Annotated in this window: 21 protein-coding genes; 12 read left to right on the forward strand and 9 right to left on the reverse strand. The window is 44.2% G+C overall.

The features are described from left to right. Positions 1-275 precede the first annotated feature (275 nt). From ACRD6K_RS00750 to ACRD6K_RS00760, 3 genes are all read left to right on the forward strand, one after another. A complete protein-coding gene (locus ACRD6K_RS00750) occupies positions 276-731 on the forward strand; it encodes a helix-turn-helix domain-containing protein (protein WP_299578364.1) in 456 nt (151 codons plus the stop codon). 24 nt (positions 732-755) lie between these two features. Next, entirely contained in the window at positions 756-1,907 is a 1,152-nt protein-coding gene (locus ACRD6K_RS00755) for a TlpA family protein disulfide reductase (RefSeq protein ID WP_299578363.1), read from the forward strand. Between the two features lie 145 nt (positions 1,908-2,052). Further along, entirely contained in the window at positions 2,053-2,550 is a 498-nt protein-coding gene (locus tag ACRD6K_RS00760; protein ID WP_430971670.1) for a hypothetical protein, read from the forward strand. A gap of 44 nt (positions 2,551-2,594) precedes the next feature. Here ACRD6K_RS00760 and ACRD6K_RS00765 read toward each other — a convergent pair whose 3' ends face one another. Together ACRD6K_RS00765 and ACRD6K_RS00770 are read right to left on the reverse strand one after the other, a co-directional pair. Continuing rightward, positions 2,595-3,050, reverse strand: a complete 456-nt coding sequence (locus ACRD6K_RS00765; RefSeq protein WP_430971671.1) for a globin domain-containing protein — start codon at positions 3,048-3,050, stop codon at positions 2,595-2,597. Positions 3,051-3,267: 217 nt separating this feature from the next. Continuing rightward, positions 3,268-4,464 carry a phosphoglycerate kinase gene (locus ACRD6K_RS00770; RefSeq protein WP_430971672.1) on the reverse strand — a complete coding sequence of 399 codons (1,197 nt, stop codon included), beginning with the start codon at positions 4,462-4,464 and terminating at the stop codon, positions 3,268-3,270. A 212-nt stretch (positions 4,465-4,676) separates the two neighbouring features. Here ACRD6K_RS00770 and ACRD6K_RS00775 point away from each other — a divergent pair, with 212 nt between their 5' ends. Next, positions 4,677-5,801 carry a DNA polymerase III subunit gene (locus tag ACRD6K_RS00775; RefSeq protein ID WP_430971673.1) on the forward strand — a complete coding sequence of 375 codons (1,125 nt, stop codon included), beginning with the start codon at positions 4,677-4,679 and terminating at the stop codon, positions 5,799-5,801. A 20-nt stretch (positions 5,802-5,821) separates the two neighbouring features. Here ACRD6K_RS00775 and ACRD6K_RS00780 read toward each other — a convergent pair whose 3' ends face one another. Further along, positions 5,822-8,230 (reverse strand): PAS domain S-box protein, encoded by a 2,409-nt coding sequence (locus ACRD6K_RS00780; RefSeq protein ID WP_430971674.1) that lies wholly within the window; start codon positions 8,228-8,230, stop codon positions 5,822-5,824. A 222-nt stretch (positions 8,231-8,452) separates the two neighbouring features. On the opposite strand from ACRD6K_RS00780, the gene ACRD6K_RS00785 reads away from it, so the two are divergent. From ACRD6K_RS00785 to porX, 7 genes are all read left to right on the forward strand, one after another. Continuing rightward, positions 8,453-9,586 (forward strand): PSP1 domain-containing protein, encoded by a 1,134-nt coding sequence (locus tag ACRD6K_RS00785; protein WP_430971675.1) that lies wholly within the window; start codon positions 8,453-8,455, stop codon positions 9,584-9,586. Next, a complete protein-coding gene (locus ACRD6K_RS00790) occupies positions 9,583-10,044 on the forward strand; it encodes a gliding motility lipoprotein GldH (protein ID WP_430971676.1) in 462 nt (153 codons plus the stop codon). The genes ACRD6K_RS00785 and ACRD6K_RS00790 overlap by 4 nt, the downstream gene beginning before the upstream one ends. Before the next feature lie 9 nt (positions 10,045-10,053). Beyond that, entirely contained in the window at positions 10,054-10,794 is a 741-nt protein-coding gene (gene trmB / locus ACRD6K_RS00795) for a tRNA (guanosine(46)-N7)-methyltransferase TrmB (protein ID WP_430971677.1), read from the forward strand. 4 nt (positions 10,795-10,798) lie between these two features. Continuing rightward, a complete protein-coding gene (locus ACRD6K_RS00800) occupies positions 10,799-11,131 on the forward strand; it encodes an MGMT family protein (protein WP_430971678.1) in 333 nt (110 codons plus the stop codon). Positions 11,132-11,145: 14 nt separating this feature from the next. Continuing rightward, on the forward strand, positions 11,146-12,261 hold the full coding sequence (locus ACRD6K_RS00805; protein WP_430971679.1) for an Mrp/NBP35 family ATP-binding protein: 1,116 nt from the start codon (positions 11,146-11,148) through the stop codon (positions 12,259-12,261). Between the two features lie 326 nt (positions 12,262-12,587). Continuing rightward, positions 12,588-16,274, forward strand: coding sequence for a type IX secretion system periplasmic lipoprotein PorW/SprE (gene porW / locus ACRD6K_RS00810; protein ID WP_430971680.1), 3,687 nt, complete (start codon positions 12,588-12,590; stop codon positions 16,272-16,274). 84 nt (positions 16,275-16,358) lie between these two features. Continuing rightward, the gene (porX, locus tag ACRD6K_RS00815) at positions 16,359-17,915 is read left to right on the forward strand and encodes a T9SS response regulator signal transducer PorX (protein ID WP_299578351.1); all 1,557 of its coding nucleotides are present in this window, start codon (positions 16,359-16,361) and stop codon (positions 17,913-17,915) included. On the opposite strand, the gene ACRD6K_RS00820 is transcribed toward porX, so the two are convergent. Beyond that, positions 17,912-18,679: an ABC transporter ATP-binding protein gene (locus ACRD6K_RS00820; RefSeq protein WP_299578350.1), complete on the reverse strand. Its 768-nt coding sequence runs from the start codon at positions 18,677-18,679 to the stop codon at positions 17,912-17,914. The genes porX and ACRD6K_RS00820 overlap by 4 nt on opposite strands. Beyond that, entirely contained in the window at positions 18,679-19,416 is a 738-nt protein-coding gene (locus ACRD6K_RS00825; RefSeq protein ID WP_299578349.1) for an MlaE family ABC transporter permease, read from the reverse strand. The genes ACRD6K_RS00820 and ACRD6K_RS00825 overlap by 1 nt, the downstream gene beginning before the upstream one ends. Positions 19,417-19,717: 301 nt before the next feature. On the opposite strand from ACRD6K_RS00825, the gene ACRD6K_RS00830 reads away from it, so the two are divergent. Then, positions 19,718-20,806: a mannose-1-phosphate guanylyltransferase gene (locus ACRD6K_RS00830; protein WP_299578348.1), complete on the forward strand. Its 1,089-nt coding sequence runs from the start codon at positions 19,718-19,720 to the stop codon at positions 20,804-20,806. A 116-nt stretch (positions 20,807-20,922) separates the two neighbouring features. Here ACRD6K_RS00830 and porK read toward each other — a convergent pair whose 3' ends face one another. The 4 genes from porK to porL form a co-directional block, all read right to left on the reverse strand. Then, on the reverse strand, positions 20,923-22,269 hold the full coding sequence (gene porK, locus ACRD6K_RS00835) for a T9SS ring complex lipoprotein PorK/GldK (protein WP_299578347.1): 1,347 nt from the start codon (positions 22,267-22,269) through the stop codon (positions 20,923-20,925). Between the two features lie 125 nt (positions 22,270-22,394). Continuing rightward, positions 22,395-23,249, reverse strand: coding sequence for a type IX secretion system ring subunit PorN/GldN (gene porN, locus ACRD6K_RS00840; RefSeq protein WP_299578346.1), 855 nt, complete (start codon positions 23,247-23,249; stop codon positions 22,395-22,397). Positions 23,250-23,251: 2 nt separating this feature from the next. Further along, entirely contained in the window at positions 23,252-24,856 is a 1,605-nt protein-coding gene (gene porM, locus ACRD6K_RS00845) for a type IX secretion system motor protein PorM/GldM (protein ID WP_430971681.1), read from the reverse strand. 22 nt (positions 24,857-24,878) lie between these two features. Beyond that, on the reverse strand, positions 24,879-25,850 hold the full coding sequence (porL, locus tag ACRD6K_RS00850) for a type IX secretion system motor protein PorL/GldL (RefSeq protein WP_299578344.1): 972 nt from the start codon (positions 25,848-25,850) through the stop codon (positions 24,879-24,881). Positions 25,851-25,859: the final 9 nt, after the last annotated feature.

Consider the following 25,859-nt stretch of genomic DNA (forward strand, 5'->3'; position numbering starts at 1 on the left):
CCGCTTTTCAATCCGAGATAGCAAAACGATTTTCAATAGTGAAAAAAAACAAGTCAACTAATAGCGGGACAGATGTACCTGGTTAATATACACAGACGTTGGCGGGCATTTATAATAGCCCGTGAGCTATGGGTTATGTCAAAGCATGTCATTTCAGCGATATTTCTATGTCGTAACTACGTCAAATTATGACATTATCAATGACGTAGAAATATAATGTTTTTGGCGCAATCTGTTTCTAAGACTGCACTTATATTTGCTCCAAAATCAAACATATGACTAATATGAATACACATTATAGAATAAAAGAATTAAGAGAGACTAAGGGCTTATCTCAAGAAGAACTTAGTGAAAAAACAGGTGTTAGCTTACGAACAATACAAAGAATTGAAAGTGGAGAAAGTGTACCGAGAGGTAGCACGCTAAGAACTATTACGTCTTCATTAGATGTTGCACCTGATTACTTCAGCACTATTCCTCTTGGGGAAAGAACAGATACAATTGGGCTAGTTGAAAGTAAGCTACAAAGATTTAAAATAAGATTTCCATGGTATCTTTTCGGTTTTACTTTCATTGGAGGAGCTTTGGGTTTTCTCGTGGGAGTATTAATAATGATAATGCAACTCGTGCCAGAGAAAAACCATGAAGGAATGTTAGCACTTGCAATTACCATTCTATTTGGATCAATCGGTTTAGTAATTGGTAATTATATTGAGAAAAAGAATAAATAATCAAGTCTAACGAACTCTAGCAAAGTGAAACGAATAAAAAAGATAGCTAAAATATTTCTAATAATTTTCGCAAGCTTAATTGTTTTAGCAGTAATTGCTTCCACAATAAATAATAGAATTGGCAATTGTAGCATAAAAGGAGAAATTGAAGGGCTAGGAACCCGATTGGCTTTGGTAAATGGTGGAAATAATTCTGGAGGTGAAATATTCTTTAAATTGTTATTGGTTGTCAATGGTAAATTTAGTTTCAATGTAAAACTTGATAAACCTGGTGGAGGTAGACTAATAACACGAAATATGTTTTTTCAAAGAGCTAGTGGGAAACCCTTATGGATGCGTTCAAAGCTTATTGATTTTGATATTGCACCAAATGAAGAGATTGCTATTAATGGTTCTTTACGAGATTATTCAATAGATTATCTTATCACCGGTAATAATATTGCATCTGAATCATCAAAATTAAGAGCTAATAATTTACATATTCTGGAAAAAGAAACTCAACTCGCAATACTTGTTGATAGTTTGAGGTTTAACAATTCAAATAAAACCGTACTTGATTCAGCACAGAGAGAGTTTAACAATATTAGACGTGAGTATGCAAATAAAAGGTTGGAATATGTTGTTAAAAATCCAAACCAAACACTTAGTGCTACATATTTAGGAAAGCAACATAAGGACACCATAATGAAGTATTTGCCTACACTTGGAGAAAATGTTTTAGCAACGTACCAAGGAAAAATTTTGCAAGAAAGAGCAAATGTTTATAAGCAAACAAAAGCAGGGAAGCTAGCTCCTAATATTATAGATGGAAGTACTTTTAATTTATCCGACTTAAAAGGCAAATATGTTGTTTTAGATTTTTGGGGGACATGGTGTGGTGGATGTGTAAAAGGATTTCCTAAAATGCGGACCTATTATAATAAATACAGAACCAAAGTTGAATTTGTAGGAATTGCTTGTAAAGACAAAAAATCAGTGTGGGAGAAATTTATCAAAAGAGAGGGTTTACAATGGACTCAGCTTTTAAACAACCCTGAAAAGGATTTTGAAAAGCTATACGATATTCAAGTGTATCCAACAAAAATTATCATTGATAAAGAAGGAAATATTGTAAAAATATATGAAGGAGAATCACAAGATTTCTATGATAAATTAGATGAGTTGATGCAAGGATAAGAAATAACTACCGCTAACGCGCTGTAATAATGCATTAAAATGCCCCGTATCCGAACCGCTATCGGATAATGTAGCCAAGCCAATTTCTTAGTGAGCAGCTACTAACGAAAGAAACAGGATTGGAATCCATTCATACAAATTGAAAATGATTAAACTTAGTTCTCAAAGCTTCCAGCTAAAAGGGATATCCACCGAGGAGTTCTGGACAAAACTGAATGGCATAACCGTTGGGCAGCACATGAACCCTGAAATCAGCTACACCAATGCCTTTGATGGTAATCATGACAATGTATTTGGAGGCCGAAAGAAAAACAATACGTTTTCGCTTTATTTATACCGGCCAATAGCTCGCGGGTTTAGAACCGAAATATTGGCCAAAGGTGTTGTGACTACTCAAAACTCAAGCAATGAATTACAAATTGATTGTAACTACGAAATTCCCTTTTGGAGTATTCTGATGTTCCTGGTTTTTGGGGTGCTAATTTTCTTGCCTGCATTTGCCATGTCAACCACTGTAGGGATGGTAACCACAGCAATCGGCGTTTTGATCTATGGAATGATAATCAGTTCGAACCATGCTGACATGAGGAAAGCGCTCAACGAACAATTACGAAAACTATCTTCCGCCAGCAAGGACTCGTAAAGCCGAACTCGCCAAAGGCGCCAACCAAGCCACGTCTGTTACTCTTATTGCTTGGGGAGCGAGAAGGACCCGTCGGGGGTGTTCACCATCCAGTTGGAGAAGTCGTGCAGGTATTTCCAGAAGGCGACAATTAAATGCTCGGGAGCTTCCAGTTTCAGCAGCACTTCGCGGTAGCACTCCAGCCACACGATACGGGCGTCGGGCGTAATCTTAAAGGGTAGATGTCGCCGCACCAGCATGGGTTTTCCGCGGTGTTGGTTGAAGTAGTCGGGGCCACCCAGCCGCTGAACAAAGAAGTCGGCCGACCGTTCTTTGGCGGCATCCAGTCCCACGGGGTTGGTTGGAAACAGGTGTTTGATGCTGCTTTGAACCAGCAGGTCGTAGTGGTCATTCACCATTTTACGTACGCCTTCTTCGCCCAGGTGTTGGTACAGTTCCAGGTCGGGCATGTATTGGTTTGGGCGTGCGCCAAACGTCATTCGGTCTATCTTCAGCTCCATGTCTTTCTTGCTTGTGCTATCGGGTAATGGTTATTCTCAATTTCTATACGCAACAACCATTTTCACCCGCTGAATGTTCAATTCCGGCTTGCAGGAAGCACCGGCTGAAGCACAAAAAAAGCCCGAAGAAAAAATCTCCGGGCCTGTTTTTATCTGTGGTTTCTTGTTTGTTCAAGATGGGGTTTGTGTTTGCACACCACCGCTTGCTGTAACTGGCTTATTCGCCGCGAACAGCTGCAATACCAGGAAGCACTTTTCCTTCTAAGTATTCCAACAACGCACCACCAGCTGTTGAGATGTAAGAAACACCATCAGCAAGACCGAATTTGTTAACAGCAGCTACTGAGTCGCCACCACCAACAAGAGAGAAAGCACCTTTTTTAGTGGCTTCTACTACGGCGTCACCAATTACTTTGGTTCCTTCAGCAAATTTCTCCATTTCGAATACTCCGGCAGGACCATTCCAAAGAACTGTTTTTGAGTTGCTGATTACTTCGTTGAATGTAGCAATGGTGTCAGGACCTACGTCCAAGCCCATCCAGCCTTCTTTGATGTCGCCGGCAGGACAAACTTCTGTGTTGGCATCAGCCGCAAATTTATCAGCTGCTACGCAGTCCGATGCAATCACCAGGTTTACGCCTTTGGCTTTGGCTTGCTCAATAATGCTTTTAGCCAATTCTAAGTATTCGTCTTCGCAAAGAGAAGAACCTATGTTACCACCCATGGCTTTCACGAAAGTAAAGATCATACCTCCACCGATAATCAGGTTGTCCACTTTGTTCAACATGTTTTCGATGATGGTAATTTTTGTAGAAACTTTAGCACCTCCCATAATGGCAGTCATTGGGCGTTGTGGGTTAGCCACCACTTTGTCGAGGCTGGCTACTTCGCTGTCCACCAAATAACCGAACAATTTGTCGTTGGGGAAGAACTTGGCGATAACCGCTGTTGAGGCGTGTGCACGGTGCGCAGTACCAAAAGCTTCCATGATCCAGCAGTCGCCGTTTTCAGCTAGTTTTTTAGCGAATTCTTCGTCACCGGCTGTTTCTTCTTTGTGGAAACGCAGGTTTTCCAGAATCAACACTTCACCTGGTTTCAAATCGGCAGCCATGGCTTTGGCTTCGTCGCCAATACAATCGGGAGCAATTTTAACAGTGGCTCCGTCCAGCAACTCCGACAAGTGAGCAACCAAGTGTTTCAGAGAGAATTTATCTTCTGGTCCGCTTTTCGGACGGCCAAGGTGAGACATGATAATCGGAGAACCACCTTTTTCAATCACTTTTTTAATGGTTGGCAAGGCAGCACGCATACGGGTATCGTCAGTGATTTCGAAATTTTCATTTAAAGGCACGTTGAAATCCACACGGATCAGTGCTTTTTTACCTGCGAAATCATAGGTTTCAATAGTCTGCATAATTGTATTTTTTAGTTTCTTAAAAATCGTTCTCAAAGATACGAAAAAGATCGTTTTTAAAGTTTGCTGTATCGGCTTAATAAAGAATTATTAATGCAGAGGTAAACTTGGTTGAAGGGGAGCGAAACGGGGTAAGATATTTGGAAACTTCCGTGAAAATAAGCGGTAAAGGCGGCAGGTTTTATTATTTTTGTTTGCACTAAAAGTAGCCTATGTTTTTTCGTGACGTTATTGGGCAGGATGCCACCAAAAAAAGATTAATTCAGTCGGTCAGGGAAGAACGCATTAGTCATGCGCAATTGTTTGCCGGGGCCGAAGGTTCGGGGAAGCTGGCGCTGGCTTTGGCGTATGCCCAATATGTTTCGTGTTTGGATAAGCAAGCCGGCGATTCGTGCGGCCAGTGTTCGTCGTGTAAGAAGTACGCCAAGCTGATCCATCCCGATTTGCATTTCGTGTTTCCGGTAGTGAAAACGCCCAAGTTTAAAGAGCCGGTGAGCGATAACTTTTTGGCCGAATGGCGAAAGCTGGTGCTGGAGAAGGCCTATTTCAACCTGGAAGACTGGTTCAACTTTATTGGTGTTGAGAATGCGCAGGGACTGATTTATGCGCATGAAAGCGAGGAGATCATTCGGAAACTGAACTTGAAGTCGTTTGAGGGCGAGTACAAGGTGATGATCATCTGGATGCCGGAGAAAATGCATGTGGCTTGTTCCAACAAATTGTTGAAAATGATTGAGGAGCCGCCGGTGAAAACCTTGTTTTTACTGGTTACTGAAAGCGAAGAAGAAATTATTTCCACCATTCGGTCGCGCTGCCAGCTGATTAAAATTCCAGGCATTCAGGCCGAACCGATGAAAGCAGCCATCGAACAACTGCCCAGAGTCGCCGGGAAAGATGTGGACAACCTGGTGCACCTGAGCCGCGGAAATTACCGCCAGGCCATAAACCTGCTCGACTTGAACGAAAGCACCCGTTACAACCTGGACCGCTTCAAGGAGTTGATGCGCTTTTCGTATGGCCGTAAGTTTATGGAGCTGTTTGAATGGATCAACAATGTTTCGGGGATAGGCCGCGAGCGGCAGAAAATTTTTCTGCAATACGCCATGGGACTGATTCGCGAGAATTTCATTTTTAACCTCAAAAATCCGGAGTTGGTTTTTATGCACGAAGAAGAACAGGCTTTTTCTTCGCGGTTTTCACCCTTTATTAATGAGCGCAATATTATTCCCATTAGTGAAGAACTGGAGAAAGCTTATCAGCATATCGCCATGAACGGCAATCCGCGGATTATCTTCACCGACATGTCTCTGAAAATTGTCAAGCTAATCAGGAAATAAAACAACTGACAGGGAGTTCGTTACATCCTACGGCTGGCTTGTTCTTTAGGCAGAATAGGGAATTTGACGTAAAAGGTTGTGCCGACATTTTCGGTTGACTCGAACCAGATTTCACCATCCAGCAAATTGGTAATTCCCTTGATGATGCTTAATCCCAGTCCGGTTCCCGGCTTGATGGTTTTGGATTGAACCTGCGTAAACCGTTTAAAAATGACTTCCTTGAATTGCTCGGGAATCCCAATCCCGGTGTCGGCCACATAAAAGGTGATGCTGTTTTCTTCCAATTCATAAATGCCGAACTCAATGACTCCTTCGTTGGTGTTTTTGATGGAGTTGGTCAGCAGGTTGTCAAACACTTGTTTTAAGCGAATGGGGTCGGTGAAAATGATAATGGACTTGGTGGCCAGCTTGTGGTTCAGCTTTAACTTCACATTGGACTTTTCCTGAAACAAGGAGCTTTGACGATGGTGATCGTAGGTGTTTTGAAGAAAGGGAACCACTGAAAAATAGCTCAACTCTACTTTCAATTGGTTGGATTCGATCTTGGCAATGTCAATGATGTCGTCAATGATCCGCAGGAGGTGGTTGCCTGACTTTTGAATGAAGCTGGTGTACCGTTGTTGTTTTTCAGGCGTGGCATCGGTATTGGACAACAGGCTTGAAAAGCCAATGATGCTATTCATGGGCGTGCGAATTTCGTGCGACATGTTAGCCAGGAAGGCCGACTTTAGCTGGTCACTTTCTTTGGCTTTTTGCGTGGCCACTTGTAGCTCCTGATTAAGCTTTTGCAACTCGTTCATCGCATTCTGCAGTTCATCATTTTTAAACAAAATCTGTTCTTCCAAGCGCTTGTGTTCGGTCAGGTCGTTCAGGATTAAAACCAGTTTTTCGCTGATGAAACTCCATCGGATCTGCACAAATTTGGTTGAACCATCTTTGCAGGTGATGTTGGCTTCGAAAGGAGGTTTAGAGCCCGGACGCTTTTTGGGAGCCACGACGTTTTGCTGCCACAGTTGCTGCATGGTTTTTCGGTAAGTTATGTCGGGATACGCTTTTTCAAACCAGGCTTTTACGTTTGGAATATCTTGCGTGCTATAGCCAAAGGTGTTGGAGAATTCCCGGTTTAAGTACTCCATGTCGTCTTCCTTGCTGATAACGGCAATCGGAATGGGCGATTCATAAAGCAAGTGTCGCAGACCCTGTTGGTTTTCAACCAGCCTTTGTTGCATTTCCCGTTGCTTGGTAATGTCTGTCAGTGCACCAACAATCGAGCTGGTTTTGCCATTGGTCAGCACGGGGGCTTCGTGCACCTGAACCCACACCCGGTGCCCGTCCTTGTGAAGCAGTTCCAACTCATAAGGCTCTTGCATTTTTCCGGTTCGGATCGCTTTTTCAACCAGCTCAAACCCTTGTTGGTTAATGGGATTGTCTGACGTGAGCTTGGTCCATCGCACCATGGCTTCTTCGGGCGTGTACCCCAGCAAGGTCTTCATTTGCGGACTGATGTAGGTTAAAAGATGGTCGGTGGTGTGGGAGTAAAAAACGTTGGTGCTATGCTCAATAATGTTGCGCAGTTTTTCTTCGCTTTCGCGAATCAGCTGACGGTTTCGCTTGTCATCACTAATGTTGCGTGTGGTACAAATCATGCCATCAAAGCGGTGATTTTTGATCAGTGGTACCAGCCAGCCGGCTAAAGCGGCGGGTTCGCCCTGAAGCGTGATCAGTTGTGCTTCATATTTGTAGGGCTTTAAGCTTTGTTTGGCACGGGTGTAATCGTCCAGAAAGCTGCCCAGGTGCTTTTTTTTGAATTCGTACACATTCTTCCCAATCAGGTCTTTACTTAGTGAGCCGGTATTCAGGGTTATGCCCGAGTTGGCGAAGAAAATGTTATCATGTTTGTCGGTTACCCAAATGCCTTCATGCAGGTGTTCCATTACCCGCTCATAAAAGTGAATGGGTTTTTGTCTGGGCTTTTCAATCCCTAAGGGTTGAATCAGGGTGAGCACAAAACATTCGGCCTGATACGAATGGACCTGGATATCAAAATAGGTTTTTGAATCGAACGAAAATTCGGTGAATTTTTTCTTTTCCCCGGATTGAACGGCAGTGGCAAATTTATTGATCCAAATGGGGTTGAAATCTTTAAAAACAGCTAAAACCGACTGTCCAACCACCTGTTGGCTTGTCAAGCCGGTTGTCTTTTCAAAGGCTTGGTTTACTGCCAAAGTAGTAAAACCGACGGGCTTTTGTTTGTTATCGTATTGCATTTGATGCAAGGAGCAGGCCAAGGGAAGTTCTTCGAAAGCGGACGTGTAGGCTTGGGGACTGATTTCACGACCTTTAATGGGAGTGTCCGGCTTCTGCTCTAACAAAGCAATTTGCTTTTTGAGAAGCTGAATTGTTCGTTGATATTCCTTTTCTGTACCCATATTTTTTTCGACAACAGATATCTAAATTAACTCATTTCGACTAATAATGCTATTTTTTAAGAGACTCAATTCGCGTGCTGACTGCTTTTTAACTTTATCTGCCACATTACTTATTTGACATCTGACGCTACCACTTTGTTTGTCAGCATTATTAATTATTTTTGTATCGATAAAGCATATTTTGCTTCCGGATTAACCTGATCCGGCATAAATTCTTAAACTATGGATGATCAACTATCAATCGAGCGAGGCTGTTGTAAAAAATCTGCCGGAACATGTTCCAAACTGGAGGTTTACGATTGGTTGAATGATGTGGTGAATAAGTCAGGAGAAGATGACATCATTGAAGTTCGATTTAAAAATACACGAAAAGATTATTACCGAAATGTTAACAACTTAAAGCTAAAAGCAGGTGACCTGGTGGCTGTGGAAGCAAACCCGGGACATGATATTGGCATTGTGTCTTTGACGGGGGCTTTGGTGAAACACCAAATGAAAAAGCACAAGGTTACCCTGATCAATGGCGACATTCGGATAGTATACCGTAAAGCAAAAACGGTCGATATCGACAAGTGGCGCGAAGCCATGGCGTTGGAACACAATACCATGATTGAAGCCCGGAAAATTGCGGCCAACCTGAAGCTGAACATGAAAATCGGTGATGTGGAATACCAGGGAGACCGGACGAAGGCGATCTTTTACTACATTGCTGATGAGCGGGTTGATTTTCGTCAGCTCATTCGTGTGCTGGCTGATACCTTCCGGATACGCATTGAAATGAAGCAGATTGGCGCTCGCCAGGAAGCCGGGCGTATTGGAGGAATCGGGCCGTGCGGACGTGAACTGTGCTGTGCCACCTGGATCGGCAATTTTGTGTCGGTAACAACCAATGCGGCACGCTACCAGGAAATTTCGCTCAACCCACAAAAACTGGCCGGACAGTGCGGAAAGTTAAAGTGTTGTCTGAACTTCGAGGTGGATGCGTACATTGATGCGCAGAAAGATTTCCCGCCAAGCAATGTTCCGCTGGATACCGAGGAAGGGCGTTATTATTTTCAGAAATCGGATATCTTTAGCCGTATTCTGTACTACGGAATGAATGGCAACAAAGGCCTGCCGCCGGTGGCCGTTTCGGTTGAACGTGCCAAAGAAGTGATTCGCCTGAATAAAAGAGGTAAGAAGGTTGAGAAACTTTCGGACGGGGTAATTGATAACGGCATTAAAAAGACCAAAGGCTTTGAAGATGTGATTGTCGAGGAAAGTTTGACGCGCTTTGACGAGCCCAAACCACGTCACCGGAAGAAAAAACGGTACTCGAAAAATAAGTCTTCCAGACAACCAAAGAAGAAATCATGAAAAACATCCTGAGGGGAATTGCTATCATCTTATTGATTGTGGCTTGTGATGCCAACCGGGTGTATGAAGATTATAAATTCATTGGCGAAGAGGGCTGGCATAAAGATTCGGCAGCCCGTTTTCAGGTGCCGGTCGATAGTAGCGGAAGCAGTCATAACGTCTACATCAATATTCGAAATAAGGGGAATTACCCGAACAGTAACATTTGGCTGTTTCTGGAGATTGTTTCGCCTCAGGGCAAGGTGCTGACCGATACGGTTGAGTATATCCTGGCCGAAAAATCCGGAAAATGGCGGGGCAGCGGAATTGGAGACCTTTTTGATAACCAGTTTCTCTATCGGAAAAATGTTCATTTTGACGAGTCTGGTGAATACCGGTTTGCCATTCGTCAGGGCATGCGGGCCCAACAGTTGAAGGGAATTCATGATATAGGACTGCGGGTAGAAAAACAAAACTAATATAGGAAAGTGGGAAAGAATAAACTGGCCAAGTTTTCGGAAATGGCCACATTTGATCATGTGATTCAGGCACCGTACAATAAAGTTGATCAAAAGGATCATGAATTGAAAGGACGGTGGAAACAGGATTTTTTTAAGAATGAGAACCCGTTGGTGGTTGAACTGGGCTGTGGAAAAGGAGAGTATTCTGTTTCGCTGGCTGAGTATTTTCCGAATAAAAACTTTATCGGGGTTGATATTAAAGGATCCCGAATGTGGAAAGGGGCTAAGCAGGTTGCCGAAAGAGGTTTGGAAAATGTTGGTTTTATACGGACTAATATTGAGATTATCGGTGCTTTTTTTGGGGCCAATGAAGTGGATGAAATTTGGCTCACATTCCCGGATCCGCAAATGAAGAAGCATACCAAAAGGTTGACCTCTACCAGTTTTATGAACCGGTATAAGCAATTCCTGAATCCGGAAGGAACCATACACCTTAAAACCGACAGCAATTTTCAATACCAGTATACGCTGGCTATGGCCAAGGAAAACAGCTTCCCCATTTTGGCCGAGACCGATGACTTGTATGCCTCTCCTTTACTGAGTGAGGTGCTTTCGATTCAAACTTTTTACGAAAAACAATGGCGTGAACGTGGCCTGCCCATTAAATACCTGTCTTTTCAGCTGCGTTCGGATAAACCATTGCGTGAGCCTGATGTTGAGATAGAAAAAGACCCCTACCGAAGTTTTGGGCGGTCGGCACGAGAGTAAGCTCATGGACAATTTTTTTGAAAAGGTGTGGGACGTGGCCTGCCTGATACCTGTTGGACGGGTGACCAGCTATGGCGCAATTGCCCGTTACCTGGGAACGGCCCGCTCGGCCCGGATGGTTGGCTGGGCCATGAACAATTGCAGTGCTGCAAAAGTTACAGTTCCGGCCCATCGGGTGGTGAATTCGAAAGGGATATTAACCGGGAAACACCATTTTCAGGGAGCTTATGTCATGGAGGACTTGCTGAAGAGTGAAGGAATCGAGGTGAAGGATAACCAAATAGTGAATTTTGATGAACACTTTTGGGATCCAATAAAAGAATTAGGAATACATTAAAAAAACAAGATACAATGGCTGATACACCACGTAAATTTATAGTTCCCAAAGATGTTACTGATGCCTTACGTACGGTGCAGTTTCCGGGGGGAAAAGAAAATATTGTTGCGCTGGACATGGTGCAGGAAATTCGCATTGCCGGTAAAAAAGTTACTTTTTCGCTGGTTTTTCAGCGTTCCGACGATCCCAATATGGCTGCTGTTATTCAGCAGTGCGAAGAAACCATCCTGCGTGAGTTGGGTGCCGATGTTGAGATTAAGGGAAACATTACGCCCAAAGCCATTCACCAGATGGAGCGCCCTATTTTACCCGGGGTGAAAAACATTGTTGCCGTATCATCCGGTAAAGGCGGTGTTGGAAAATCAACGGTTGCAGTTAATCTGGCAGTAGCGCTGGCTAAAACCGGTGCTTCGGTTGGGGTTGTTGATGCGGATATCTTTGGCCCTTCCATTCCCAAAATGTTTGGAGCCGAGCAAATCCGGCCGGCGGGCATTAAGGTTGACGGACGCGAAATGATTGATCCGGTCGTTCAGCATGGCGTTAAAATTCTGTCTATTGGTTTCTTTGTTTCGGGCGACGATGCTTTGGTTTGGCGTGGTCCAATGGCCAGCAATGCGCTGAAACAATTAATTACCGATGGAAACTGGGGTGAACTGGACTACCTGTTGATTGACTTGCCTCCGGGCACCAGCGATATTCACCTGACCTTGGTTCAGACGGTTCCGGTTACCGGGGCCATTATTGTGTCTACGCCGCAGGATGTGGCACTGGCCGATGTGATCAAAGGAGTTAGCATGTTCCGGGGCAAAAATGTGGATGTGCCTGTATTGGGTCTGGTGGAAAACATGGCTTGGTTTACGCCCGAAGAGTTGCCCGATAACAAATACTACATTTTTGGAAAAGACGGCGCCAAGAATCTGGCCGAAAAACTGGATATTCCCTTGCTGGGGCAAGTGCCATTGGTGCAGGGAATTCGTGAAGGAGGAGACTCCGGAGTGCCGGCAGCTTGCGATGAGCAGTCGCCCATGGGGAAAGCCTTTCTCGAGCTGGCTTCCAATACCATTAAGCAGGTTGAAATGCGCAACACGCAGCTGGATCCGACCAGGAAAGTTAAGGTTAGTCGAAAATAGACTATTGCTTGCTAAAGAAATTAATCTCCGCTCTTTCGTGAATAAGGGCGGAGATTTTTATTTTGGACAGTTTCGTTTGCTTTCATTTTCTGAGCACTTTCCTGCCTGCCGAACTTTGATATTTTAAGTTCAAGTCCCAATAAATTAGCTTGTTTTTTGTAATATTGTAGACTTTCAGGCATGAAAATAAAGCGCGGATTGTACGACCGGGGAATGAGGAGCAGGTGACGAATCCCATCGGACTTTTTTCGAACTCTTTTTCAGCGTGAGAATTGCAATATTATTCGAATAAATAAGTTTATCCTACAGTGCTAAAATATACTCGTTTGAGCAGATTTCTTCTACATAGCCTGGTTATTGCCTTCGCGCTTGTGATTATCGGTGGGTGTTCTACCGAAAAGAATACCCGCCTGTCTAGAGCTTACCACAATGTTACTGCGCATTACAATGTCTATTTCAATGGAAGAGAGAGCCTGAATGCGGGGGTTGAACGCATCAACCAATCTGTTGAGGACGATTTTACACGTATGCTGCCTGTTTTCAAATCGAGTGATCCAGGGACAGGTCGAATTGCCCAGTCGGATATGGAATATGCCATTATGAAAGCTTCGAAACTGATTAAGGTGCATTCGATTACCAAAAAGCCGAAACGTCGTAAAATCAGGAGCAAAGCTTACCTGCGGCTGGCCAGCAAGGAGGAATACAACAACTGGGTGGATGACAGCTATATTCTGATGGGGAAAGCCCATTTCTACATGAAGAATTACATGGCTGCCATTGAAAACCTGTCTTATGTTGTGCGGAGGTTTAGCGAGGAAGACACCAAGTTCGAAGCCTACATCTGGCTGATACGCTCCTATACCGAGCTGGAGCGCTACAACGAGGCACTGGAGTTGATTCAGAATGTGGATGCCAGCGTTGATTTCCCGAAGAAATACGATGAAGAATTTGCTTTGGCTGTTGCTGATTTTCACATTCGACAGAATGCTTTCCGAGAGGCGATTCCTCATTTGAAACATGCTATTGATGAAACGTCCAGACGTAAAAATAAGGTGCGTTTAACCTACATTTTGGCGCAACTTTACCAAGAGTCTGGTCAGCATGAGCTGGCAACAAAAACCTTTCGGGAAGTGGCGAAGATGAACCCGCCCTATGAAATGGCTTTCAATGCGCGTATCAATGCTGCAGGATCGTTTACCGGAGAGGGCGATGTGGATCGACTGAAAAAGGAATTGCGAAAAATGTTGCGTGACTCGAAGAACTACGAATTCCGGGACCAGATTTACTTTGCCTTGGGGTCCATTTTTATGACCGAAGGAAATCAGACGGTTGCCGTTGATAACTACATTCGTTCGGCCGCTGCCAGCAGTGTCAATGTATTTCAACGTGCTTTGTCTTGTCTGACCCTGGCTGATATTTACTTCGAAGAAAAGAATTATGAGGATGCACAAAGCTATTACGATAGTGCCATGGTGGTGATCGACAACACCTATCCGAAATACGACGATATTGTTGAACGCTACAACAGCTTAACCCGGCTGACCGATAATCTGTACACCGTTGTGCGCGAAGACAGCTTGCAACGCATTGCTGCCATGAGCGAATCGGAGCGGAATGCCTTGGTGACGCAGTGGATCAACACGGCGCGCGAGGAAGAGCAACGTCAGCGGCAGCTGGCCAATGAGGAAATGGCTGAACGTAACTTCTTCCGGATGAACCAAACACGAATGGGGCTGAACCGGCAGCAGCAGGGGAGCGGCTGGTACTTCTACAACCCAACAACGGTGGCTTACGGAAAAGTAGAATTCCAGCAGATTTGGGGCGAACGCAAACTGGAAGATGACTGGCGGCGGAGCAATAAAAACTCGGCGTCAGAATTTGAAATGGAACAGCTGGATGCTCAGGCTGCGGTTGACAGCAGTAATTTAAGGGTGGAAGATCCGATGGAGCGGGCTTACTACTTGCAGGATGTGCCGCAGACTGAAGAAGAACTAGCCCGTTCGCATCAGCAAATTCGGGATGCCCTGTTCAATGCCGGGCGAATTTTTAAACAGGATTTTGACAACTATGACCGGGCTATTCAGGAGTTTGAAGAACTGTTGCGCAGGTATCCTTCAAGTTCATACCAATTGTCCAGTTATTTCGAATTATGGGATCTTTACCGGATCGCTGGAAATCAGGAACGCTCGGACTACTACAAGAATCGGATTGTGGCCAACTACCCGGATAGCAAATATGCCAAATACCTGGTGAATCCGAACTTCTTTATTGAGTTGGAAGCCCGCCAGGACAGTGTGAATAATCTTTACCAACAGGCTTTTTATAACTATAAGCAAGGAAACTATAGTGTTGCCGAGGACTACGTTCAGCAAATCAAACGACTGGATCCGGATACCTTGCTGCTACCCAAGATTTCATTTATTGAAACCATTGCCGAAGGCGTTCAAACCGATTGGACTCAGTTTGGAAAATTGCTCAATCAACACATTCAAACTTATCCGTCCAGCGGAACGGTTGCCTTGGCACAGCAGGTGCTAAAACTGATTGAAGACAGTACGCTGGCTGATTATCAGAAGCTGGTGGCCATTGGCTATTTGAACGACCAGATTGAAAACGAAGAGCTGTTGCCGGAAAATCAAGCGGATCAGGATGAATTTGGCGGTAAGTTTTCATACGATGAGGATTTGCTCCACTACTTTGTGATTGCTTTCCCGCGTTCGGCTGAGGTCGATTTGAACCGTTTGAAATTTGACATTGCCAACTACAACATTGATCATTATACCCGTATGGACTTTGACCTGGAAACAGAAAACCTGAATAGTGAGATCGTCTTGGTGGTTGTCCGCGCTTTGCCGGATAAGGAGCAAAGTCTGATTTACTTCCGGTCGATTATTCGTGAGCGTGCTGTATTCCAGGCCTTAGGCGATATTCAGTATATGAATTTTGTGGCTTCGTCCTACAATTACCGTGAAATCAAATCGGACAGGAGCTACCTGGAGTATTTGAAGTTTTTTGTGAAAAACTACAGCCGTTTTGTGAGCAACGACTTTCCGGCCGACTCGCTTGAAGATCCGGAGGAATTGATGGCCCGTTTGCAGGCTGATGAAGAACGACTGGAAGAGAAAGGTTCTTTTGTGGTGGTGAAAGCCGACCAAACGCAAGGGCTTTTTGACCGGCAGTATGATGCACCGCAAAATTTTGTGATTGCCGTGAACGATCCGACCTTTGATTTGCGGGCATTGGAACCTGGGTTTAACCGGTATAACCAGTCGCAATTTGCCGATCTGAAACTGACCATTGAGCAGCAGAAGTTTGGCGATTATCAGTTGATGGTTGTTCAATCTCTGCAAGATGCCCAGGAAGCCATGAATTATTTCAGTAAAGTGGTGGCTAACCGGGCGCTATATGAGAGTCTGGAAACACGGGCCTATCGTAATTTTATCATTTCGGATTCGAACCTGGAGAAACTGAGAAAGGAAAGCACCATTGCCGACTACATTGAGTTTTTCCGCGACTATTATATCAGTGGGGCATTTAAACCCGGATCGGCGCAAGGAAGCGGGCAAGCGGCTGTCAGCCAGCCGGAGACCCCGGTGGTGGAGCCAACGCCTGCCCAGACCCAAAAACCGGTTTATGAGGGGCCATTCAATCCTCAGGTGGAAGGGAAACAGTTTTTCATTTTGCTGATTCCGAAGGCAGGGGTGGAGCCAGCGCAAATTGAAACAGCCATTGCCAATCATAATCAACAGAATTTCCCGACCATGAACCTGCAGCTTGAGGTGGCGGATTTTGATTCGGATACCCGGCTGTTGAAAGTTTCGGGCATAAATGACCAGGAGTCGGGGATGAACTACCTTCGTAGTTTGGTGCGAAACCAGCAGATCTATGAACCCTTGAGTAACGTGAGCTACCGCAACTTTGTAATTACACCCAACAACTACGATAGGTTGATGAACCAAAAGAACCTGGAAGCTTATCTTGATTTTTACAAAGTCTTTTATTTGGGTCGCTAGTGGCGTTAAACTTTGTTAAGGGCATACTACTTCGCGGCTTTTTTTGTTTGTATAGCTGTAGCTTTGAAAACAAAAACAGAAAACATGAAAACCATACGTATACTTTGGACCGATGATGAGATAGATTTGCTGCGAGCCCATATTATTTTTCTGGAAGAGAAAGGTTATGCGGTAACAACTGCTAACAATGGGGCAGATGCCATTGAATTGGTAAGTGAAAATCATTTCGATATCATCTTTCTGGATGAGAATATGCCCGGCCTTACCGGCCTTGAAACACTGGATAAAATCAAGGAAATTAATCCGAACGTTCCGGTGGTAATGATTACCAAAAGTGAAGAAGAGGATATCATGGATCAGGCGATTGGATCGAAAATGGCCGATTATCTGATCAAACCGGTTAATCCCAAGCAAATCCTGCTTTCCATCAAAAAGAATGTGGGACAGGAAGAGCTGGTGACCCGAAAAACTACTTCAGCCTACCAGAGTGAATTTGCAAAAATTGGCATGCGGCTTAATGAGCGGCTGGATTGGAAAGACTGGAGTGAGGTATACCGTAAGCTGGTTTTTTGGGAATTGGAGCTTAGCGCTTCCCAGGACAGCACGATGGATGAAGTGCTGAAAATGCAAAAGTCGGAAGCTAATAAGGCCTTTAGCCGTTACATTAAAAGCAACTATCTGACTTGGTTTGATAAAGGTACTGATGAACGGCCCTTGCTTTCGCCCGATGTGTTTAAGCGCAAGGTTTTCCCCCAGCTGGATAAGGGACACAAAGTTCTTGTTTTGGTGATTGACAATTTGCGTTACGATCAGTTTCGGGTATTAAACTCAGCCATTAATCCTTACTTTCTGACCGAGGAAGAAGACCTTTACTACAGCATTTTGCCAACAGCCACCATGTATGCCCGCAACGCTATTTTTGCTGGCTTAATGCCTTCTGAAATTGCCCGCTTATATCCCAACTACTGGGAGGAGGATGACAACGAGGGCAATAAGAATATCCATGAGCATGAGCTGATGCAAACCCAGTTGAAGCGCTATGGGCGAAACGAAAAACTCAATTTTGAAAAGATTACCAATTGGCGGTCAGGGAAGAAACTGAGTGACAGCCTGGGCAATATTATGCAGAATGACCTGTCGGTGATGGTGTTTAATTTTGTCGATGTCATGTCGCACGCCCGGACCGAGATGGACATGATGAAGGAACTGGCCAGTGATGAAAAGGCCTACCGGTCGTTGACCCTGAGCTGGTTTAACCATTCCACCCTTTTTGAATTGCTGAAATCATTGGCCGAAAATAAGGTGAAGGTGATTCTGACCACGGACCATGGAACCATCCGGGTGGATAATCCGCTCAAAGTTATTGGAGACCGGGAAACCAACACAAATTTACGCTACAAGCTGGGACGCAATCTCAATTACAATCCCAAGCAGGTGTTTGAAATTACGAATCCAGAGAAGGCTTTCCTGCCTGGTCGGAATGTGAGCTCAAGCTTTATCTTTGCGATGAATGATGACTTTTTTGCTTACCCGAATAATTACAACCATTACGTTCAGTATTACCGCGATACCTATCAGCATGGCGGTATTTCGCTGGAAGAAATGGTTATTCCGGTGATTACGCTGACCCCTAGGTCTTAGCTGTTTTTTTCGATTTTTACATCGCGAATCTGGCGGTAAGTTTTATTGGCGAATACAAATTCCTGCAGCTTTTGGTTTTCGGCCTGAAGGATTTCTTCTTTGGTTCCTTCCCAGGTTTTTACCCCTTCGCTGATGAACAGGATTTTGTCGCCAATTTCCATCACCGAATTCATATCGTGGGTGTTGATTACGGTGGTCATGTTAAAATCAAGGGTCAGTTCATGCACCAATTCATCAATAACCAGCGAGGTTTCCGGGTCCAAGCCTGAGTTGGGTTCATCACAAAACAGGTATTTGGGGTTCATCGCGATGGCCCGGGCAATAGCCACCCGTTTTTGCATCCCTCCGGATATCTCAGCGGGGAATAGCTTATGGGCTTTTTCGATGTTCACCCGATCCAGGCAAAAATCCACCCGCTTTTGTTTCTCCTTGAGCGACTGGTTGGTAAACATGTCTAAGGGGAAACGAACATTTTCTTCTACTGAAAACGAATCGAACAATGCACCTCCCTGAAACACCATGCCCATTTCCTGGCGCAGCTGTTTGCGCAATTTGTGGTTCATCTTGGTGAAGTTGCGGTCGTCGTAATAAATTTCACCTGAATCAACTTCATGTAGGCCAACAATCGACTTTAGCAGAACGGTTTTTCCACTACCACTGCGGCCAATAATCAAGTTGGTTTTTCCGGGTTCAAACACCGTGGATACCTCGTTCAGCACCTGTTTGTTCTCGAATGATTTGCTGATGTTCTGGATTGTAATCATTAGAATAAGAGTTGCGTTAAAATCAAATCAAACACGAGGATCAGGATGTTGGTGTTAACCACCGCACGCGTACTGGCTGCTCCTACTTCAAATGCTCCTCCTTCAACAAAGTAACCAAAATAGGCCGGAACAGTGGCTACCAGAAACCCAAAAAAGAGCGATTTAATCATGGAGAAGGTGACATAGTAAGGCGTGAATAAATATTGTATCCCATTGATGTAATCGGGAGCTGTGACGGCACCAACAGAAGGCCCAACAATTAATCCTCCAATCAAGCCAAAAAACACGCTCAGCACAAAGAGAAAAGGGAAAATGAAGACAACGGCCAGCGTTTTGGGCATAATCAGGTAACTGGCCGAGTTGATCCCCATAATTTCCAGGGAATCGATTTGTTCGGTTACCCGCATGCTGCCAATCTCCGAGGTGATATTGGAGCCAATTTTACCGGCCATGATCAACCCCATAATCGTGGATGAAAATTCTAAAATCAAGGTATCCCGGTTTCCCAAGCCAATGAGGTATTTGGGAAACAGTGGGTTGGACATGTTGTAGGCAACCTGCAGCGTAATAATACCGCCCATAAAGAGGGAGATAATAACCACAATGCCAACGGAGTTTAAGCCCAGTTGCTCAATTTCAACCAAGAGTTTCCGCAGGTAAATGCGGTGTTTCTCTGGGCGTGAAAAAGCACGGGCAAGCAAGGAAAAATAGCGTCCTATATGGTAAAAAAAATTCATAACAATACTTTAGCATAAAGTTACAAATAATAGTCAACCAAACGAGTTGTGTGAAAAAGTTTCTGCTGATGATGGAGAAATAGTGATGCTTACTAAAACAGGGTCCAGGTTAAGAGGGTGGTAGTGAATAAGCTTGTCTGGCGTTAATTATTTCTGATGTTTGCGTTCAACATATGAAAACTGCTTTTTGTCCGTTGACATAGATATGCAATAAGCCCTTTGAAGGAGGAATGCCGGAAATTACTCGTTACTTTAGGGCTAAAATAGGTATATTTGATATTGGACTTCAAAAACTAGATTGATGAACAACAATTTTTGTATTATAATGGCTGGCGGAATTGGAAGCCGCTTCTGGCCGATGAGTAAAAGCTCAATGCCTAAACAATTTCTGGATATTTTAGGAACCGGACGCACGTTTATCCAAATGACATACGATCGTTTCACCAAAGTATGTCCCCCTGAAAATATTTTCGTGGTAACCAGTGTCGATTATAAAGATTTGGTGTTGCAACAGCTCCCGGAGTTGAGCGATGATCAGGTTTTACTTGAACCTTTGCGTCGAAATACGGCACCCTGCGTGGCTTATGCCAGCTACAAAATCAAAAGCATTAATCCTGAGGCCAATATTATCGTTGCTCCTTCTGATCACCTAATCATGAAAGAAGAACAATTTATTGCCGAAATCGAAAAAGGAATTGATTTTGCGCAAAACAACGATGTGTTGGTGACTTTAGGAATTACTCCCAGTCGTCCCGAAACAGGCTATGGCTATATTCAGGTTGACGCTAAGTCGGAATATAAAAACTTTGGCAATTTATTTCAGGTGAAAACATTTACCGAGAAGCCCAACCTGGAAATGGCTAAAATCTTTGTGTCCAGTGGTGAATTCTTCTGGAACTCGGGCATCTTTATTTGGTCTTTAAAGAGCATTTTGGCGGCTTTCGATCAACATCTGGATGATGTGTCAAGTTTGTTTAAAAAAGGCGAAAAACTTTATGGAACCGAGGATGAGGTCCATTTTATTGCCAAGACCTATTCCGAATGCCAGAATATTTCCTTGGATTATGGAATCATGGAAAAAGCGGAGAATGTTTATGTGCTTTGTGCCGACTTTGGCTGGAGCGATTTGGGAACCTGGGGCTCCTTGTACGAGAACAGTTCTAAGGACGACTCCAATAATTCCATCAAGGGAGGGCAGGTGTTTACCTACCAAACCAAAAACTGCATTGTGAATGTTCCCAAGGATAAAGTGGTTGTGCTACAAGGGCTGGAAGGCTATATTGTTGTTGAGTCCGACAATACTTTGCTGATCTGCAAAAAGGAAGATGAACAGCAGATACGACACTTTGTAAGTGATGTACAGATGGTTAAAGGACCTGAATTCGTCTAAATGATCTTCGGCAGTTTCCTAAATTAATGTGTGTAGAAGATTCAGGTCAGGGGAAATGACGTAAAGTCTTGGAACTAAATAGCGAAAAGCTTTTTCACCAGGTGAAGAAGCTTTTTTTATTGCCTGAACTCATCTTTGAAAGAGGTACGAACACAACGGAATCCGATGTATGATTTGGTAGTATCTTCGTATTCGAAGCTTCGGGTGGAGTTACGCATGTAGTAAGCTACATCTTTCCAGGAACCACCGCGAATAACTTTACGCTTCATTGCTGGTGCATCATCGGGGGCTGAGTTATACTCATAAGTCGGGTTGAAATCATTGAGGTTTTCGTATGCTGCCTCGTTAAAGGCCGAACTGGTCCATTCCGCCACATTACCGCCCATGTCGTAAAGGCCATAATCATTGGGATCAAAGCTGCCCACCTTCATTGTTGTTGTGCTCGATTCGCTATCGGCCACATAGTTCCCCCTGCGTGGTTTAAAATTAGCTTTAAAGCAGCCGGGAAGGTTACGGGTATAGTAGCTTCCCCAGCTGTAGAGCGTTCGTTCATGACCGCCCCGCGAAGCGTATTCCCACTCGGCCTCGGTAGGCAAACGGTAAGCATGAACTTCTGGCGCCGACATCTGGGTCTGGTACTTGTTCATCAGTTCGGTTCGCCAATGGCAAAAAGCTTTGGCTTGATGCCAATTAACACCAATAACCGGGTAGTCGTCAAACCCAACATGGGAAAAGTATTTTTTGGTCAACGGTTCATTGTACGAGTAGGTGTAATCCCGAATCCAGCAAAGGGTGTCGGGGTATACCGGAACACTTTCTTTAAAGATGAATGACGACCTGTTTTCAATGGGCACTTCCTGGCCATCCGCATTGATTACGGTTCCCTCATAGCTTTGAGAATCGAAATTGTACCGGTTTTTTCGCTTTGCAGCTTGCTTAAAATCGATCCACTCGTAGCTGTAGATGAACTTTCGGGTATCGATGGATTTTCTAAAGTAGGTGCGTTCTTCTTCCGGAATGTATAGCTCTTCTAGGGCAATTTGAAAATCCGGGTTTCTCCATTCAATAGGGATGTGCCAATTCAGGTAGGGATTTTCGTATAGGTTGCCCCGATTATCTTCTGTCATCATGTATTCGGGGAAGGTTTCGGCCAGCAGGGTCCGGGCCAGCGAGTCACGTACCCAATAGACGAATTGTCGGTATTCATTGTTCGTGATCTCCGTATTGTCCATCCAAAAGGCTTCAACAGAAACCCGTTTGGTGGTTGAGTTGAAGTTCTGAAGTTCGTCATCTTCAGCTCCCATCACATAACTTCCGCGCTCAATGTAAGTCATTCCGAAAGGTGCTGGCTCAAAAAAGGGTTTGGAGTCTTCCGGATAAAGGTAATTGAGGGTCTGGTCCTTTTTGCATGAAGCGAAAAGCAACAAGGCGAGCGATCCGTATATGAAGGAAGTTTTGTTCATTCGTTGTTACTCCGATGATATGCCTAGAACAAACGCTGCTTTAAAAATTAATATTGTGTTGTAGAAATCGAAAAAAGCCTTATGAGAATGGCTCATAAGGCATTTGTTCGCATATTCTTAGTTTTCTAATATTCCCATAGGTCCTGTTCGTAATCAAAAATTTCAGCTTCAATTTTCCGTGACTCTAACATGGCGTCGCGTCCACTGAGGTATTGGCTGATGGCCCGGTTGTTATAAACGTTGGACTCTTTGACAATATAGCTGTTGAATTTACGCTTGATCAGCAGGTCATCAAAAGACATGCCCACCGCGGTGTTGTTGGGATTAATGACCGCATGAGTAGCCAGTAAGTCGCGGGCTTCGGGATAATAAATCCAGAATACCTGGCGGCGTTGAACATTCTCCTGATTGATGTCTTCATCACGGTAGTATTCCTGAATCGGGCAAATGCCAATGATCCGGACATTCATGGTTGAGGTCTGTTTGTCAAAAAACCATTCTTCCTTTACCATGAATTGCTTCACTTCTTCCGGACGAATTTCACCAACAATAATACGCTCTTCCATTTCCCCGGTTTCCAGGTTGCGCACTTGGCGGGTCCGTGTTGTTGCCCCAAATGCTTCCTTCACTTGAGGGAAGGTCATCGGAACTTTGAATTCGTCATCTGTTCGGGCATCATAGGCTGTAAGTTGAGCATTCTCGATGCCTTGTAGCAGCAGGTTGATCAGGTTAGTCCGACCATCCATGTTGATGGTTGGAAAGTAAAGTACCTGATTCATTTTTTCTCTCAGGTCGATAATGCGCCATATCTTCTTTGACCACATCACATCGGCTTCCCGAATAGGAGCCAGAGCCATGGGTTTCCGGTTCTCAATGTTGGTGCGTTTGAACGCACCATCTATAATCTGCGCTTGGGTGTCCTGCGTTGAGAAGCCGACCGCACAACAAGCAATTCCTATGGCTATGAAAAACTTTTTCATGTCTATCTTATTTTAAAACTAATTGGCGATAACTGTCTGTCGCTACCATCGTCTCCGTGCGCCAAAATGTTATCAATGTATATAATGCTTCCTGGTGCCAGGGCATTAAACTGAGTTCGTTGATCGTTGGTAAACCGATTTGATTTGGATGACCAAGTGTTGCTGTAGCCACCAGCTCCTGTGAAGGTAATATCAAACTGGGTGATGGTGAATTTTAAGTCAAAGTCAAAGTCAATGAGGGCTGCAAAAATACCATCTTCAGCCAACAAGTCTTCTTTCCGAAGCACACCGCTGGTTTGTCCGGCAATGGTGGCAACCGGATCCGGAACTTTTTTTACGCGGAAATCCATCGAACCCATAAAGCGCTGCATGCCATCAAAGTCGGCATTGACCGATACTTTTGTTTTTCGGCCATTGATGTCTTCTGCCGTTGGATATACCAGGTAGTTGTTTCCGTCTTTTGCAATCCGGCCATTGGTAACCGAAACCAGCAAATCTTCGGAAGGAACTCCAGGTACAGAAATACTCACCGGGTTAGGAACGCCCATGTAGAAGACATTCATTTTGGTGGGTGAAATCGTCACAGAAGGTTTGCTAACGATGTATTCTTCTTCAAAAGGGTAGGAGTTATACCCACCTTCAGGTGTCCGGTATTTTATGATCCCTCCCCATTTATAGGTGCCTGGAGCTGTTGCAGGAACTTCGTAAATTCCTTTGCCATCCACCACTTCCAGCGGTTCATCGTTAATCAGAATAATGGGTTGTTGAGTGGTATCCTCAGCGGCTAAGAATACTTCTGCTTTATAAACATCGCCTTCAAGCACATAAGATGACTTGGCAAAAACACGTGCCCCCAGTTTGTTGAATTTAAACGAACTGGCGTCAATCTGGCTGTACAAATAGGTCAGGATGTTTGATTCTGCATTCTGAATGTCAATCTGAATTTTCGATAGCAAGGCTATGACCGCGATGATTGGTTTACTGTCAAAAAGTTCAACTTCCCATGTTTTCCTTTCACCTCCATCCTTAAGTCTGATCTTAGGGTCTGAGGTATCCAGCTCCTGCTCAATCGTTGCCCGGATTGGTGAATCTTCATCCAGAAATGAAAGAAAGGCTTCTTTCAATTCAACAATATCGCTTTTCAGGTCTACACCTCTTTTCATGGTAAGCATCACCTCAGAAGGGACATTGAGCTCATCATCTTTTTTGATAACAATGGTGTCGCCTTTGGTGTTGATCATCCATGACTTCCGGCTCAGGCTTTCATCCGGCTCTTTTGCCGAGCCACCAGCCTTGAGGATCATCTCTTCTTTTAAGTCAGTAATTTTGGTCGTTAAAGCGTTCGTGAGTGATTTAACCCGGTCTGCTTTATCTTTCCACTCTTGTACTTTTGCGGGGTTTTCTTGATAGGCCAGGTCAAAAGATGCATAAAGCTGGTTGTTTTTCGAGTCGACACTTTTGAGTGTTTGCATTAAACTCGAATCAACCACGCGAAAGGCATCCAAAACCTCAGATGCAACGTTTAGTGCCATCATTGCGAGCAGCACTAAGTACATCATGTTGATCATCTTCTGCCGTGGAGTTTCCGGACAATTCTTAGTTCCCATATGCTAGTGAGCTTATCGGTTTTTACTTATTCTTATAATTCATGGCTCCCAGCATATTGCCATAAATTGAATTTAAGGCTTCCAGGTGTTTATTCAGTTCTTCAGCGTTTGTTTTATACTTCTTGATTTCTTCGGTGGACTGGGCAATCATTTGATTCATTTGCGCCATTTCCTTGAAGAAATTTTGAGAAGATTGGAGCTGCTCGTTCGTTTCTTTTAGTTGACTCTCGTAGGAGGAATTCAGAGACTCCAGGTTCTTGTTCAACTTGTTCAGGTTATCGCTGTAATTGGCCGAACTTTTACTGAGTTCTTCGATGCCTGAGTCAAATGAACCTGCCACTTTTTGGTATGAACTGGCCAGTTTGCTGCTGGCCTGGCTGAGCTGGTTGGTAAATTCTTCTCCTGAAGTGGCCAACTTGTTCAGCAATTGGTCTCCGTTTTCAGTAAGGTTACGGGCCGTTGAAGAATAAGAATTAACCAATTGAGTTACTGATTCATTAATCTGATGATTCGCCTGGGTGTTGATTTCCGAAAGGCTGTTCATCGATTCCGAAGCAGATGTTAAGTTTTTAACATACATGTCGGTGGCCAGTGTTGCCGTACTGATGTCGCTGATGCTTGATGCTGTGTTGCTCAGGTCCGTCAGCCCTTTGGTTACTTTATCCAGTATTTCCGGAGAAATGTCGGCTTTTTGGAACAGGTCGCCAAAACCGTTTTTCGATTCTTCCGGATATTGATCGTCATCCAGCACAAAGTCTTCTTTCAGCTGTGGATAAACTTTTGACCATTCCGGCATTTCCATAGGAGGCTCGAATGCCGAGATGACAAAAATAAAGGCTTCAGTACAAAGACCAACGATCAGTAGCAAGCCGGAGTAGGGCCAGTGTTGTAGTTTAAACAATGCACCTAATAATACGATTGAGGCACCCAAGTTATAAACATAGCCCGAAAATATCTTCCAACGTTTACTTTGTATTATTTCTCCAATGTTCATTTTTTCTCA

This window comes from Sunxiuqinia rutila, from assembly GCF_050589705.1.
GTDB lineage: Bacteria > Bacteroidota > Bacteroidia > Bacteroidales > Prolixibacteraceae > Sunxiuqinia > Sunxiuqinia rutila.

Bases quoted from the DNA above. Each gene is read 5' to 3' on its own strand.
- ACRD6K_RS00785 (WP_430971675.1), top strand. From the start codon at position 8,453: ATGGATGATCAACTATCAATCGAGCGAGGCTGTTGTAAAAAATCTGCC.
- ACRD6K_RS00820 (WP_299578350.1), bottom strand. From the start codon at position 18,679: ATGATTACAATCCAGAACATCAGCAAATCATTCGAGAACAAACAGGTG.
- ACRD6K_RS00800 (WP_430971678.1), top strand. From the start codon at position 10,799: ATGGACAATTTTTTTGAAAAGGTGTGGGACGTGGCCTGCCTGATACCT.
- ACRD6K_RS00825 (WP_299578349.1), bottom strand. From the start codon at position 19,416: ATGAATTTTTTTTACCATATAGGACGCTATTTTTCCTTGCTTGCCCGT.
- porM (WP_430971681.1), bottom strand. From the start codon at position 24,856: ATGGGAACTAAGAATTGTCCGGAAACTCCACGGCAGAAGATGATCAAC.
- ACRD6K_RS00790 (WP_430971676.1), top strand. From the start codon at position 9,583: ATGAAAAACATCCTGAGGGGAATTGCTATCATCTTATTGATTGTGGCT.
- porL (WP_299578344.1), bottom strand. From the start codon at position 25,850: ATGAACATTGGAGAAATAATACAAAGTAAACGTTGGAAGATATTTTCG.
- ACRD6K_RS00775 (WP_430971673.1), top strand. From the start codon at position 4,677: ATGTTTTTTCGTGACGTTATTGGGCAGGATGCCACCAAAAAAAGATTA.
- porX (WP_299578351.1), top strand. From the start codon at position 16,359: ATGAAAACCATACGTATACTTTGGACCGATGATGAGATAGATTTGCTG.
- ACRD6K_RS00805 (WP_430971679.1), top strand. From the start codon at position 11,146: ATGGCTGATACACCACGTAAATTTATAGTTCCCAAAGATGTTACTGAT.
- ACRD6K_RS00760 (WP_430971670.1), top strand. From the start codon at position 2,053: ATGATTAAACTTAGTTCTCAAAGCTTCCAGCTAAAAGGGATATCCACC.
- porN (WP_299578346.1), bottom strand. From the start codon at position 23,249: ATGAAAAAGTTTTTCATAGCCATAGGAATTGCTTGTTGTGCGGTCGGC.
- ACRD6K_RS00765 (WP_430971671.1), bottom strand. From the start codon at position 3,050: ATGGAGCTGAAGATAGACCGAATGACGTTTGGCGCACGCCCAAACCAA.
- ACRD6K_RS00770 (WP_430971672.1), bottom strand. From the start codon at position 4,464: ATGCAGACTATTGAAACCTATGATTTCGCAGGTAAAAAAGCACTGATC.
- porK (WP_299578347.1), bottom strand. From the start codon at position 22,269: ATGAACAAAACTTCCTTCATATACGGATCGCTCGCCTTGTTGCTTTTC.
- ACRD6K_RS00830 (WP_299578348.1), top strand. From the start codon at position 19,718: ATGAACAACAATTTTTGTATTATAATGGCTGGCGGAATTGGAAGCCGC.
- ACRD6K_RS00750 (WP_299578364.1), top strand. From the start codon at position 276: ATGACTAATATGAATACACATTATAGAATAAAAGAATTAAGAGAGACT.
- ACRD6K_RS00780 (WP_430971674.1), bottom strand. From the start codon at position 8,230: ATGGGTACAGAAAAGGAATATCAACGAACAATTCAGCTTCTCAAAAAG.